Origin of the sequence: Sphingomonas panacisoli (assembly GCF_007859635.1) — a bacterium.
GTDB lineage: Bacteria > Pseudomonadota > Alphaproteobacteria > Sphingomonadales > Sphingomonadaceae > Sphingomonas > Sphingomonas panacisoli.
The window spans coordinates 2241645-2254536 of sequence record NZ_CP042306.1 but is presented as its reverse complement, the minus strand read 5'-3'; the positions used below and the strand labels follow the sequence as shown (position 1 = coordinate 2254536).

General features: G+C 64.4%; 17 protein-coding genes and 1 tRNA gene. 9 read left to right on the top strand and 9 right to left on the bottom strand.

From position 1 onward, the window contains the following. Window positions 1-39: 39 nt before the first annotated feature. Both rplA and rplK read right to left on the bottom strand, forming a co-directional pair. Complete coding sequence (rplA, locus tag FPZ24_RS11400) at window positions 40-732, bottom strand: 50S ribosomal protein L1 (RefSeq protein WP_146572084.1); 693 nt, start codon at window positions 730-732, stop codon at window positions 40-42. A 4-nt stretch (window positions 733-736) separates the two neighbouring features. Continuing rightward, a complete protein-coding gene (gene rplK, locus FPZ24_RS11395; protein ID WP_146572081.1) occupies window positions 737-1168 on the bottom strand; it encodes a 50S ribosomal protein L11 in 432 nt (143 codons plus the stop codon). A 341-nt stretch (window positions 1169-1509) separates the two neighbouring features. Between rplK and FPZ24_RS11390 the strand changes: the two genes are divergently transcribed. Further along, complete coding sequence (locus tag FPZ24_RS11390) at window positions 1510-2292, top strand: class I SAM-dependent methyltransferase (protein WP_146572079.1); 783 nt, start codon at window positions 1510-1512, stop codon at window positions 2290-2292. 16 nt (window positions 2293-2308) lie between these two features. Here the strand turns inward: FPZ24_RS11390 and FPZ24_RS11385 are convergent, their stop codons facing one another. Together FPZ24_RS11385 and FPZ24_RS11380 are read right to left on the bottom strand one after the other, a co-directional pair. Further along, window positions 2309-2506, bottom strand: coding sequence for a hypothetical protein (locus tag FPZ24_RS11385; protein ID WP_146572077.1), 198 nt, complete (start codon window positions 2504-2506; stop codon window positions 2309-2311). A 142-nt stretch (window positions 2507-2648) separates the two neighbouring features. Next, a complete protein-coding gene (locus FPZ24_RS11380; protein WP_146572075.1) occupies window positions 2649-3296 on the bottom strand; it encodes an Npun_F0296 family exosortase-dependent surface protein in 648 nt (215 codons plus the stop codon). Window positions 3297-3770: 474 nt separating this feature from the next. Here FPZ24_RS11380 and FPZ24_RS11375 point away from each other — a divergent pair, with 474 nt between their 5' ends. Beyond that, window positions 3771-4490, top strand: a complete 720-nt coding sequence (locus FPZ24_RS11375; RefSeq protein ID WP_146572072.1) for an AraC family transcriptional regulator — start codon at window positions 3771-3773, stop codon at window positions 4488-4490. A gap of 45 nt (window positions 4491-4535) precedes the next feature. Here the strand turns inward: FPZ24_RS11375 and nusG are convergent, their stop codons facing one another. Then, window positions 4536-5075, bottom strand: coding sequence for a transcription termination/antitermination protein NusG (gene nusG / locus FPZ24_RS11370; protein ID WP_146572070.1), 540 nt, complete (start codon window positions 5073-5075; stop codon window positions 4536-4538). Window positions 5076-5086: 11 nt separating this feature from the next. Next, entirely contained in the window at window positions 5087-5287 is a 201-nt protein-coding gene (secE, locus tag FPZ24_RS11365) for a preprotein translocase subunit SecE (RefSeq protein WP_186728789.1), read from the bottom strand. Window positions 5288-5467: 180 nt separating this feature from the next. Here secE and FPZ24_RS11360 point away from each other — a divergent pair. Continuing rightward, window positions 5468-5544: transfer RNA gene (locus tag FPZ24_RS11360), tRNA-Trp, on the top strand. 10 nt (window positions 5545-5554) lie between these two features. Here the strand turns inward: FPZ24_RS11360 and FPZ24_RS11355 are convergent. Next, window positions 5555-7915: a putative bifunctional diguanylate cyclase/phosphodiesterase gene (locus FPZ24_RS11355; RefSeq protein WP_240047436.1), complete on the bottom strand. Its 2361-nt coding sequence runs from the start codon at window positions 7913-7915 to the stop codon at window positions 5555-5557. 112 nt (window positions 7916-8027) lie between these two features. Between FPZ24_RS11355 and FPZ24_RS11350 the strand changes: the two genes are divergently transcribed. The 4 genes from FPZ24_RS11350 to FPZ24_RS11335 all read left to right on the top strand — a co-directional run bounded on the left by FPZ24_RS11350 (window position 8028) and on the right by FPZ24_RS11335 (window position 10654). Next, window positions 8028-8660 (top strand): PEPxxWA-CTERM sorting domain-containing protein, encoded by a 633-nt coding sequence (locus tag FPZ24_RS11350; RefSeq protein ID WP_240047704.1) that lies wholly within the window; start codon window positions 8028-8030, stop codon window positions 8658-8660. Window positions 8661-8789: 129 nt separating this feature from the next. Continuing rightward, entirely contained in the window at window positions 8790-9359 is a 570-nt protein-coding gene (locus tag FPZ24_RS11345; RefSeq protein WP_146572066.1) for a sigma-70 family RNA polymerase sigma factor, read from the top strand. Further along, a complete protein-coding gene (locus FPZ24_RS11340) occupies window positions 9349-10023 on the top strand; it encodes an anti-sigma factor (protein ID WP_240047435.1) in 675 nt (224 codons plus the stop codon). The genes FPZ24_RS11345 and FPZ24_RS11340 overlap by 11 nt, the downstream gene beginning before the upstream one ends. Before the next feature lie 94 nt (window positions 10024-10117). Continuing rightward, complete coding sequence (locus FPZ24_RS11335) at window positions 10118-10654, top strand: fasciclin domain-containing protein (protein WP_420853399.1); 537 nt, start codon at window positions 10118-10120, stop codon at window positions 10652-10654. Window positions 10655-10711: 57 nt separating this feature from the next. On the opposite strand, the gene FPZ24_RS11330 is transcribed toward FPZ24_RS11335, so the two are convergent. Both FPZ24_RS11330 and FPZ24_RS11325 read right to left on the bottom strand, forming a co-directional pair. Then, a complete protein-coding gene (locus tag FPZ24_RS11330) occupies window positions 10712-11152 on the bottom strand; it encodes a winged helix DNA-binding protein (protein WP_146572062.1) in 441 nt (146 codons plus the stop codon). A gap of 232 nt (window positions 11153-11384) precedes the next feature. Next, window positions 11385-11786: a hypothetical protein gene (locus FPZ24_RS11325; protein WP_146572060.1), complete on the bottom strand. Its 402-nt coding sequence runs from the start codon at window positions 11784-11786 to the stop codon at window positions 11385-11387. A 274-nt stretch (window positions 11787-12060) separates the two neighbouring features. Between FPZ24_RS11325 and FPZ24_RS11320 the strand changes: the two genes are divergently transcribed. Next, entirely contained in the window at window positions 12061-12645 is a 585-nt protein-coding gene (locus FPZ24_RS11320; RefSeq protein WP_146572057.1) for a PilZ domain-containing protein, read from the top strand. Between the two features lie 51 nt (window positions 12646-12696). Then, window positions 12697-12873 carry a hypothetical protein gene (locus FPZ24_RS17215; RefSeq protein WP_186728787.1) on the top strand — a complete coding sequence of 59 codons (177 nt, stop codon included), beginning with the start codon at window positions 12697-12699 and terminating at the stop codon, window positions 12871-12873. The last annotated feature ends 19 nt before the right edge of the window (window positions 12874-12892 follow it).

The window sequence follows — 12892 nt, the reverse complement described above, 5'->3', positions numbered from 1 at the left end:
TCCGCACGAGACCCCAGCTTGCGCTGGGGTGACGGCCAATTACGCGCCCGCGACTTCCGCGGTATCGACCTTGATGCCCGGGCCCATGGTCGAGCTGACGGCGACCTTGCGGACATACTTGCCCTTGGCGCCGGCGGGCTTGGCCTTGACCACCGCGTCGAGCAGCGCGTCGAAGTTGGCGCGCAGGTCTTCCGCGGGGAACGACGCCTTGCCGATGCCCGAATGGATGATCCCGGCCTTTTCGACGCGATATTCGATCTGGCCGCTCTTGGCCGCCTTCACGGCTGCCGCGACGTCCATCGTCACGGTGCCGAGCTTCGGGTTCGGCATCAGGCCCTTCGGACCCAGCACCTTACCGAGGCGACCGACGACGCCCATCATGTCGGGGGTCGCGATGCAGCGGTCGAAGTCGATCGTACCGCCCTGAACGATTTCCATCAGGTCTTCCGCACCGACCACGTCGGCCCCGGCGGCCTTGGCCTCGTCGGCCTTCGCGCCCTTGGCGAACACACCGACGCGAACGGTCTTGCCGGTGCCCTTGGGCAACGTGACGACGCCGCGGACCATCTGGTCGGCGTGGCGGGGATCGACGCCCAGGTTCAGCGCGACTTCGATGGTTTCGTCGAACTTGCTGGTCGCGTTCGACTTGGCGAGGGCGATCGCCTCGTCCACGCCGTGGAGCTTCTCGCGGTCGACGGTCAGCGCCTTATGCTTCTTGCTAACGAATGCCATCTTATCAGCCCTCCACCACTTCGAGGCCCATCGCGCGGGCGGAGCCTTCGATGATGCGGGTCGCCGCTTCCATGTCGTTGGCGTTCAGGTCCTTCATCTTCTGCTCGGCGATCGCGGTCAGCGCGCTGCGCTTGATCTTGCCCGCGGAAACCTTGCCCGGCTCCTTCGAGCCCGACTTCAGGTTCGCCGCCTTCTTGATCAGGAACGACGCCGGCGGGGTCTTCGTCTCGAACGAGAATGAGCGGTCCGCATAGACGGTGATGACGGTCGGGATCGGCGCGTTCTTCTCCATGTCGCCCGTCGCGGCGTTGAACGCCTTGCAGAACTCCATGATGTTCACGCCGCGCTGACCAAGCGCCGGGCCGATCGGCGGCGACGGATTGGCGGCGCCGGCCGGCACCTGTAGCTTGATATAGCCGGTAATTTTCTTAGCCATGTCTCACTCTTTTCCAAGTTTAGCGGTCCAAGCGGACGCAAGCGTCCTCCCGCAGATTTCCATTGCTGTAGCGTTGGAAGCGCGCGCCACTAACCGAAGTCGCGCCGCGTTGCAACGTAGGATTCGATTAGGAGCCGATGCACACCCGATCATGCGAAAGTAACAGCACTTAGGCATTGGCCGCGCCGCCAGGTAGACTGAAGGCGTTGGCTGACCGCACACGGGCGATGTAGCCGCCGATCGGCGGGCGGACGCAAGCGCATTACGAAAAATTTATGTCTTCCTTATGCGGTGAACGCTCGCCCGGCGTGTCAGGCAGCGGTCGCCGCCAGGAGGACGCGATGCTTTATCTTAAACGCCTGACCCTTAGTTCGCTGATCATCATTCCCGCCTTGCTGGCGATGCCCGCGCCGGCCGGGAGCGCCGCTGCGAAACGCGCGGCGTCGCCGCTGGCGCGCGCGTTGGCGGACCCGGCGCGTGGCACCGATCGGACCGCCGATGATCGGCGCCACCCCGCCGCGCTGATCGCGTTGGCCGGCGTGAAGCCGGGACAACGCGTGCTCGACCTGATTCCGGGCAGCGGCTATTGGACGCGGATCTTCAGCAGGATCGTCGGCCCGCGCGGCCGGGTCTATGCGGTGTGGCCGGAAGCTTACGGGAAGCTCGCGCAACCCAATGTCGCGACGTTGCGCGCTATGTCCGCCACCCCCGCCTTCGCCAATGTCGTGACCTCGGTGCAGCCGACCACCGACCTGACCGCGCCCGAACCGCTCGACATGGTGTGGACCTCGCAAAACTATCACGATTACGCCGACCCGTTCATGGGGTCGCCCGGCCCTGACAGCCTCGCCCGCGCCGTGTTCAAGATGCTAAAGCCGGGCGGGGTTTTCATGGTGATCGACCATATGAGCGCACCGGGCCGCGGCATGGCCGATACCGACAAGCTGCACCGGATCGATCCGGAAACGGTCAAAAAGCAGGCGAAGGCGGCAGGGTTCGAATTCGTCGGGGAAAGTCGTGTGCTGATCAACACGATCGACCCGTTGACGGTGCCGGTATTCAACGCGTCGATCCGCGGCCGCACGAGCCAGTTCGCCTTCAAGTTCCGCAAACCGATGCGGTAGACGTAGCCGAGCAATCCTAGTGCGCTCGCTTAACTCCGGTGGCGTGTTGTTGAGCGGCTTGGCCCTTCGCGCGCGCCGCTTCGGTCAACAGGCGAGCGCTGGTGCGGGTCGCGGCTTCCGGCGTCATCGCATAGGCGATACCGTCCGGGCCATCGACGATGACTTGGCCCTCAACGGCGTTCACCTCCGACGGCTTGTGCTGGACTTGTTTCATGACCGATCTCCTGCGCCCATAACGCGCGACAAGAGAAGATGGTCCGTTAGGATGATGACGCGGAGTAATCCGCCCCTTTGACGCAAAACAGCCGCCGGCCCCCCGACCGACGGCTGTTCGCCCCCGAACAACGACGCGGGATTTAGGCGTAGCGGATGCGCATCGCCGGCTTTGGCTTGCGGCGGATCGCAACGCCCAGGCTACCGAAACCGAGCAGCATCATCGCCCAGGTGGCCGGCTCCGGCACTGCCGAGCGGACCGCCAGATTGTCGACCTCGAACGAATTGCCGGTCGACGAGAAGGTCACGCTGGTGAACAACTCGCCCTCAGTACCGGTCACGGTGAAGCGGCCGTTGGTCGCGTCCGCACCCTGGTCGCCATTGGCCGGATTGATGAAGTTCGAGCCGGGGACGACGATCGCCTGGCTGGTGCCATTGATCGTCAGCGTGTTGTACGCGTCGATCGAGCCCCAATCGAACTGGAACGACGAGACTGGCGTTGCGAAGGTGTAGGTCGCCGAACCGCCGGCGAGAACCGACAGATAGGGCGTTCCCGACGGGATCGAATTGGCCGGCGGCGCGCCGTTGCCGTCGGCGGGCGGCACCTTGATCTGGAAGTTGGTGCCGGTCAGGCCGGTCGCGTCGTCGAACGTGTCGACGATGGTGTAGCCAGCCGCTGGTGTGGCGAGACCGCCGTCGAAGTGAATGTCGATCGCGGCCGAAGCGCCGGTCGCGGCCGTCGTGCCGGCAAGCAAGACGCCGACGGCGCCAATGATACGTTGTGCTTTCATCTCTATTACCCCTGTTGGATCGCGAAAAAGTAAAGCCAACTGCGATTCTCAGAGGGGGAGGTATTCGATTGTTTCCGTAATGAATAGTTTGTTAACTATGATGTGGGTTGGTTAATATTACTTGTATCATTTCGGGATGTATTGGCTCCGCGTACATCTTTGCCCGAAACGACGCCGAGAAGATCGCATTACGATTGTCGGTCAATGCCGGACGGACGAGAGGGTCGTCCGTCCGGCGGCCGGGACAAGCGGGATCAACCGCCCGGCAGACCCCGATGCTTGCCCAAGCCCCCAACGGGACGGCACCAAGGAAACCGTGTTCGACCGAGCAGGCGCTCGCGTCGCGGTGGATGCTATCCGCGACGCACGCGTAGGTCTTGCCGTTCAGCGCAGAATATTCGCCGATTTCGGCACATCGCGCGGTCGGCTCATTAATTCGTTGCAGCGATCGCGGTTTTCCGCCTAGCTCCGCTCATGATGCCACCGTCGGCAACCAGCCTTGCCTTGCTCGATCAGGTTTTCGGGCGATTGGCGAACTGTCCCTGTTTCGTGAAGGACAGGGATCTTCGTTACGTCCTGGCCAACCAGGCGATGCTCGATATGTGCGGCCTGCGCCATCGCAGGGAACTAATCGGGCATACCCCGCACGACATATATCCGCCGGCCCATGCCGCGCGATTCGAGGCGGAGGAACGCCGTGTCCTTGCGGGCGAGGCGATCACCGACTGGTTCGAGTTGATCGAGCCGTCGCGGCAAGCCCCGACATGGTTGCTGCTCGGCGAGTTTCCGTTGATCGACGAAGCGGGAGAGATCGTCGGCGTCGTCGGCGTGTCGCGCTTCCTGCGCCAGGCGTTCGCATCGCAGCGCGGTTACGACGGTTTCGCCATGGCGTTGCAGCATATGCGTGAACATTTCGACAAGCCGCTCGATTGCGGGACACTGGCCAAGCGCGCGGGGGTATCAGTCTCGCGGTTCGAACGCGAATTCGCGCGGCTGCTCAACACCAGCCCGCGAACCTACCAGCAGCGTATCCGCATCGACGAAGCGCGGCGGTTGCTCGCCGGCGACGCGACGATCGTCGAGATCGCGAATGCCTGCGGGTTCGCCGACCACAGCAGCTTCAGCCGGCGGTTCAAGCTGGTGACGGGGGAAACGCCCAGCGAATATCGCGCGCATTTGGTGGCGAGGCGGTAAAGCGACGCGGAAGTAAATTCCGCGTCGTTGTCGGTCGGCGAAGTCTTATTTGCTTCGCTCGACCTGCTCGAAGTCCAGTTCGACCGGCGTGGCGCGGCCGAAGATCGACACCGACACCTTGACCTTCGCCTTGTCGAAATCGAGTTCCTCGACGATGCCGTTGAAGCTCGCGAACGGGCCGTCGAGCACCTTTACGCTGTCGCCAATCTCGTAGTCGACCTTGATCTGCTGCTTCGGCGCGTTGGCCGCGGCCTCTTCCTTCGAATTCAGCATGCGCGCGGCTTCGGCGTCGCTGATCGCCTGGGGCTTGCCGTTGGGGCCGAGGAAGCCAGTCACCTTGGGCGTGTTCTTGACCAGGTGATAGACGTCGTCGTTCATTGCCAGCTTGGCCAGGACGTAGCCGGGCATGAACTTGCGTTCGACCGACACCTTCTTGCCGCGGCGCGCCTCGGTGACGGTTTCGGTCGGGACCTCGATCTGCTCGACCAGCTGTTCGAGACCCATGCGGGTCGCTTCCGACATGATCGCGTCGCGGACCTTGCCCTCGAAACCCGAATAAGCGTGGATGATGTACCAGCGTGCCACGTTAGGAACCCTTATTTGGTCGCGAGGCTGAGGAGGAACTTGACCAGCGCCTCGAACCCCGAATCGACCACGAAGAAGAAAATGCCGAGCAGCAGCGTCATGATCATCACCATGATACCGGTCATGATCGTCTCGCGCCGGGTCGGCCAGACGACCTTCTTGGTCTCCGCGCGCACCTGCTGGATGAATTCGACCGGGGATGTCTTCGCCACTGCTGGCCTCGCTATGAATGTTCGTCGCCGGACATAGGACCGCCGCCCGCTCCCGTGAAGGGTCGGACGAAGGATTTCCGATGTCGGATTGGGGCGGTGCTTAGCGTGGGGCGGGGGAAGGGGCAAGAGGTTGTCGGCCTTGCGCTCCTATCGCAGTGGCGATAGGGACCGCCGCGGCATAGGGGTGTAGCTCAGCTGGTTAGAGCGTCGGTCTCCAAAACCGAAGGCCCTCGGTTCGAATCCGAGCTCCCCTGCCACCTTCCGCCTTTACGCTGCCGCTGACGACTCGCCCCATTTTCGGCCGGCGAGCGCGCGCGCTTCGGCGACGGGCAGGGGGCGCCCGAAATAATAGCCCTGGACCTTGGTGCAGCCGAGCTCCTGGATCATCGCATGTTCCTGCTCGGTCTCGACGCCTTCGGCCGTGGTCGCCATGCCAAGCGACTGGGCGAGCGCGACGACGGCGCGGATGATCGCGATCGGCTCGGGCTGGCCCTTGGACGCGCCCTGAACGAAGCTGCGGTCGACCTTGATCGTCGAGAACCGCGTACGCGCAAGATAGCCGAGCGAAGAATAGCCCGTCCCGAAATCGTCCAGACTAAGGCGCACGCCGAGATCGAGGATGCGTTCGAGCACCTGCACCGCGCCGGTGCCTTCGCGCATGAATACGCCTTCGGTCACTTCGAGCTCGAGCCGCTCGGCGGGCAAACCGCTATTGGCGAGCGCCGAGGCGACCACCGAGACGAAGGCCGGGTTGTGCAGCTGTTCCGGCGAGACGTTGACCGCGACGCGGATCGGGTGGGGCCATTGCGCGGCTTCGGCGCAGGCCGATCGTAGCACCCATTCGCCCATCGGCACGATCAGCCGCGCATCCTCGGCCAGCGGCACGAACTTCGCGGGCGACACCACACCTAGCTCAGGATGCGTCCAGCGCAGTAGTGCTTCGAACCCGGTCAATCCGCCAGTGCCGGCCGCGACGACGGGTTGGTATTCGAGGTGCAGCTCGCCCTTTTCGAGCGCTTGGCGCAGCGCCATTTCGAGGACGCGCCGCTCCTCGGCCTTGACGTGCAGCTGCGGCTCGTACGTGTTGAACGCGCCGCCGCCGCCATCCTTCGAGCGGTAGAGCGCAAGGTCGGCGGAGCGGATCAAGTTTTCCGCGGTGCGCCCGTCGCGCGGGCCGATCGCAATGCCGATCGACGCGCCGATGAATAGCGTGTGCTCGTCCAAGTCGTACGGACGCGATAACGTATCGATGATCGCCTTGGCCAGCTGATCGAGCCGCTCGCTGTCGGAGGCGTCGCGCACCACGACCGCGAACTCGTCGCCGCCGAGGCGACCGATAATCTCGTTATCCGTGATCAGTTGCTGCAACCGCGCGGACACGCGGCCGAGCAAGCGGTCGCCGACCGGGTGGCCGAGCGAATCGTTAACCGCCTTGAACCGGTCGAGGTCGATCATCATGAACGCGCAACGCGTGCCCCATTTCTCCGCATCGGCCATGGCGTGGGCGAGCTGTTCATTGAGGAACAGGCGGTTGGGCAGGCCGGTCAGCGTGTCGAACCGCGCCATGCGGTTGATCTGGTCGGCGGATTCTCGCTGCGCGGTAACGTCCGATCCCACGCCGCGAAACCCGATGAACGCGCCGCGATCGTCGTGGCGTGGGCTGGCCGTCAGCGCGAACCAGCGTTGCTCGGCGCCGATCTGGACGGGCAGGAGCAAGTCGCGGAATGCTTCACGCTGTTTCAGCTTGTCGGCCAGGACACGCAGCCCCGGCGTGAATTCGCTTTTCTCCCAATGCGCGCCGGCCAGCACCTGGACCAGCGGCATGTCGTTGATCTTGACCGGGTCGAGGTTGAACGACCGGGCGAAACGCGGGGAGGCGCGGACGATGCGGCGCGCGCTGTCGGTCTCCCACAGCCAGTCGCCATCCTCCTCCTCGAACTCGCGCAGCAGCAGGCTCACGGTCTCGTCGCGTTCGGCAAGGCCGATCTCGCCGGCGCGGATCACGACGAGCGAGCGGGCGCGCTGCAGACAGCCGATCATCAGCAGCACGACGAACAGCGCCGTCGCCGCCGCCAGCAACGGGCTGCCGAAGCGGATCAGCATCGCGGTGATCGCGGTGCCGAGGATGCCGAGGAAGCTGAGCGTCGCCATCGGCAGCGCGGCCATCGACACGGCACTGGCGGTCATCATCACCGACAGCAGTATCCACAGCGCCATCGCGGTGCCGGCGCTGGCGTGCGAGCCCAATGCGATCGGCGGCACCGACCAGACGCAGGCGAGCCCGACGCCCTCGATCACCGTGTCGCGGACGTCGTGCAGCGTTGCGGTGGTGGCGTCGCGGTGGCGCGTTGCAAGGCGGCGAATCGCGACGGCGATGCCGACGATCCCGGTGCCGATGCCCCAACCGATCAACAGCGGCCGCGGCGCGATCCCGTCGAACAGCATCACGATCAGCGCGGCACCGACCAGATTGGCGGCGAGCAGGAAGAGCGCGAGTTGGCGTCCGGCGTGAAGCTGCGCCGCGCGGATCGGACCCCAGTCGGTCGTATCGGGGGGATCGTACAGCCCAAGCAACGCGCGGACATCGATCCGCGGCTTGGGGAATTGCGAGGAAGACTTCGTACTCACGCCAGCGCGAATAGCCCGGAGAGGGTTAGCGAACGGTTAGAAAATTGGGGAATTTCGGCGGATTTCTGTGGGTATGTATCCAGCCATTGGGCTCGAAATGTCTTTGTCGGGCATGAATTTTTTCGTGCGCCGCTGCATCCTTTCCAAATCGTTAACGTACCTGACCAGCCTTTCGTCCGCGATTTCCGCCGGCAAAAGGGGGAGACGCATGATGAAGAACAGAATGTTGGCGGCGGCCGTCGCTGTCGGAGCGATGGCAGTGGCCCTGCCTGCGCACGCAGGGAATTACATCATCAATTTCACGACCAATCAGCCACTTATCGGCGGGATCCAGACGGGCTCGGCGACCATCACGACCAGCGACGCGTTGACGATGAGCTCGCAGAATCGGTTGGGCTATGTGATCACCGGCATCAGCGGCATGCTAAACATGTCAGCGATTACCGGGCTCAGCGGGTTCCAAGGGTCGGACAACTACTTCTACACGACCGACAGCTTCGTCGATGGCAGCGGGCTGGGCTTCACCACGGCGGGCGGCACGAGCGCCAGCCTGTATTTCGCGAGCGCGGCGCAGAAATATCAGCTGACCTCGGTATCGCCATTCACCACCGGTTACGTTGCTGCGACCGCGACGCCAGCGGTGCCCGAGCCGGCCACCTGGGCGATGATGCTGATCGGTTTCGGCGCGGTCGGTGGCGCCCTACGCCGCCGCAAAGCGCAAGTCGCGGCCGTATCGTTCGCCTGACCGGGCGTGGCGCTGGCGGATTGCTGATCCCAACGGTTCGCCAGCGCCGAATTGCTCTCATCGATCGTGCTTCTTTCGAGATGATGTGGATCAGTTGCCTGCGATCACCGGCAGGCGTAGCCATGTCGCATGCCTGATCGCCTCGACGCCGACGCCGCGCGGGCGAACCTGATCGAAGCATTGCGACGCGCCGGCGACGAAGACCGCGCGGCGTTCCAGGATATCTACCGGCTGACCTCGGCGAAGCTTTTTGGCATTTGCTTGCGTATCTGCGGCGATCGCGCCGGTGCGGAGGATGTGTTGCACGAGGTGTACCTCACGATCTGGAAACGGGCGGGGGCGTTCGAGCCGGGACGCGCCAGCCCGATTTCGTGGCTCGCGACGATCGCCCGCAACCGCGCGATCGACTGGGTGCGCGCGAGGGGGATCCGCCCGACCCGGCCGATTTCCGAAGCCGGCATGGTCGCCGACGACGCGCCCGACCAGCTGACCGTGGCGCAACGCGACGAAATGTCGCGGCGGCTGCACGATTGCCTCGATGCTCTGGAGGAGCGGCAGCGGGACGCGATCCGCACCGCCTTTTTCGACGGCCTGACCTATGCCGAACTCGCCGAGGCGAAGGGCGTCCCGCTGGGGACGATGAAGAGTTGGGTGCGGCGCGGGTTGATGCAGCTTAAGGGGTGTGTCGGTGACGACTGACGATCCCGATATGACCGCCGCCGAACTGGCGATCGGGCTGCTCGAGGGCGAGGAGCGCGCCGCGGCGCTGCGCCGCGTGCTCGCCGATCCGGCGTTCGCTCGCGAGGTCGAGAGTTGGCGCAATAGGCTGGCCGGACTGTTCGACGACTATCGTGAGGTCGCGGCGCCCGATGCGGTTGCCGTGCGGCTTGCCGCTCCCGTGGAAACGTCACGACCGCGCAGTGCCTGGCCCATCCTGGCGCTCGCGACCGCGCTGGCCGCGGCGGTCGCCCTGTTCGTCGTTGTGCGGCCGGGTCCCGCGCCGCTACCGATCCCGGTCGTGCAGCCGCACCGGATGATGGTCGCGTCTCTGATGATGACCGACAAATCGACGTCGGTCGCCGCATTGGTCGATATGACGACGGGCGAGATGAGCATTCCCGACGCCGACATGGCGCCCGACGGCAAGAGCGCGGAACTGTGGATGATCGGCGACGACGGTGTGCCGAAGGCGATGGGCTTGCTCGCCGCCCAAGGCGCGTCGCGCATGACCCTAACGTCCGATCAGCGCCGTCAGCTTGCCGCCGGGGTTACGCTGGCGGTGTCGGTCGAACCGATCGGCGGCTCGCCCACCGGCAAACCGACCGGTCCGGTCGTCGCGGCCGGCAAACTTTCGGTCGCCTGACCGCATCTATCACCCGACCAAGGCCGTATCTCCGCGCGCAATCACCAACAGGGTGAAGCGAGGAGACAGGCACATGAAGGCAGTCCGAAACATCATGATCGCGGCGACGCTCGCGGCCGGCGCGACCGGCGGCATAGCGGCGATGTCGATGAAGAATCCAATGGTCGGCGGCGCGCCGATGTTCGCGACAAAGAACATCGTTCAGAACGCGATGAATTCGAAGGATCACACGACGCTGGTCGCCGCGGTCAAGGCGGCTGGGCTGGTGGATACGCTGTCGGGTCCCGGGCCGTTCACCGTCTTCGCGCCGACCAATGCGGCCTTCGCCAAGTTGCCGGCCGGCACGGTCGATACGTTGCTGAAGCCCGAGAACAAGGCGCAGCTGACCGGCGTGCTGACCTATCACGTCGTCCCCGGCCGCATCACCGCCGCGATGATCGCCGCCAAGGCGCAGGCCAATGGCGGCACCGCGACCTATACGACCGTCAACGGCGGCATGCTCAGCTTCAAGAAGATGGGCAAGGGCTGGGCGATCATGGACGGCAAGGGCGATACCGGCATGATCACCATCGCCAACGTGATGCAATCGAACGGCGTAATCCACGTCATCGACACCGTGATGCTCCCGTAACCGCGGGGGCGAGGGGCCGGCCGTCCTCCTGTGCCGGCCCCTCAACCATCGTCGTTTTCACTGCGCTGTCTGTAGTCGCCCGATCCCCAGTTTGCGGTCGCTGTCCGATGCCGCATCCAGCACGGCCCTGACTTTCTCCAGTCCCAGTTCGGTCAGTTGCACGATCGATCGCCGGCGGTCGCGGGTGTCGGGCGTGCGGTGGGCGAGACCACGCGTTTCCAGATTGCCGATCCAGCGCAACGCCGTCGTCTGCGGGACATGCGACGCCAGACAGAGTCCGCAAACAAAGGCGGGCTGGTCGCGCATCCCACTGATGAACAGGTCGAGCAGGATGTCCCAACCGGGATTGGCGACGAGTTCGGGATCGATGATCCGCGTGACGCAATTGCGCGCGCTCACCCAGGCCGTTGCCACGACGAGACGAAATTTGTCGCGGCTGTCCGGCGGCAGGTTGTCTGGCGCGAAAACGCCATACCCCATCGTTTGAACCGTCGTCATGGACGAACCCGTCGAATGAGCCTGACAGTTCCTGGGGAGGGACCTGAAAGGTCGGCGGTTCTGATTACCATGTAGTGCTATATCCCCCTTACGGCCCTCTCCCGTGAGCCAGTTCAGCATTCTTCCCTACATTTCGCTGTCTTTAGAACGGCCTGGACGAAATGTAATTGGAGATTCGCGACATCGTGCGGATAAGAAAAGGTCCGATTTGGTGCGATTGCGCGCGGGTGAGCTAACGTTGCATGTTGGCTCTGGCGGCACGGCTTGCTTGCTTGCGGCGCCGCACCACCATGTCGTCCGCCAGCATCCCGTCGCCGCACGCCTCGGCCGCCTTAGCGATGATCCGTTCGGCGACGCTGAGCGCCTGTTCCGGCGAGAGTTCGATGACGAGCTCTTCCGACGTCTCCAGGATGACAAGATGCGGCGCGCTCTTCACTTCGGGTGGCGGCTGCAGCGCGAATTGGTCGCCGGTGCGCAGGATGCAGGATTCGATGCATTTCAACTCGTGGAAGCGATGCAGGTCGAGGTGGCGTTGCGCGATTTCGGGCGTACTTGCGCGGTCCGCGGCGCGCTTTTCCTGCGCACTGCGCCGTGCATGATATTCCCGACGTTCAGCGACGGTTTCGGGGCGCATAGACATCTCCAAATGCTGGCTAAACATACTTCGCCCGAAGAGGCCTAACGAACTCTAAAAACAGTATTTAATCTGTACCGGATCGGTGTTTTTCAACGATTTGCGAAGTTGTTGGCGCCGACCTCGTTGACCGGACGCGCGACCGGTCGGTTTTGCCTGCCAGCGGTTAGACGTTGGTCTCAAACCCGGGTCGGTAACCATCAATTATAGCGACTGCTTAACCGCGATCCGGCTGGGCGGTCGCGCGACATGAAGCCGCGGAGCGACTTGAAGAATGACCTATCAAACGGCGTTGGGACTGAGCGAGCGACGCGCAGCGGAGCGGCACAAGAGCGTGCTGACCGCGGGCAAGATCGTCGTTGCGGGACGCGATCACTTCTGCCTCGTGCGCAACGTGGCGACCGGCGGGCTGCTGATCGAAATGCCCGAGCCCCCTGCAGCGGGATCGCGCGTGCGGATAGAAACAGCTGGCCTGGAAGCCTGCGACGCCAGCGTCATCTGGCGCGAAGATCGGCTCGCGGGCCTGGAGTTCTTGCTGCCGCAGGACGTCGATCTGGTCGGCCGCCGCGTGTCGGGCGAGGCCGGCCTAGTCGTGCGGGGCCCGCGGTTCCGCAGCGATCGGGTCGCCGAACTGCGCATCGCCGATCGGCACCGCGTGGTCGAGGTCGTCAATATCAGCATCGGAGGGGCGAAGCTGCGTGGTGCATCGGGGCTCGAGTCGAATGCGCTCGGCCAGTTGATCATGGGTCGGCCGATGCCGGCGCTGCTGGGAAACGTCCGCTGGTCGGTCGGCGACGAGGTCGGGTTCAAATTCGCCCAGCCGCTGAGCCGTGAGTCCATGGCGGTGTTGTTGAGTTGACCGGGGCCGCAACGGGCTCTTTAGAGGACGCGTAGGCGTAAGGGGTGGGAAGTGGCCGAGGATCGGGAACGGTTGCGATCGCAATATGCCGCCGCACTGACGGCACATTTCGGCCGCCGAGCGCTGACGATCGCGCGCCAGCAGCGCGAGGACGCGACCGGCGCCGCGCTGGATGAGTGGACCGCGCTGGTGGAATTGCTGGAGAGCGAGGCCGGCGACGAAGCTTAACCTCGCCGAAAAACCTACC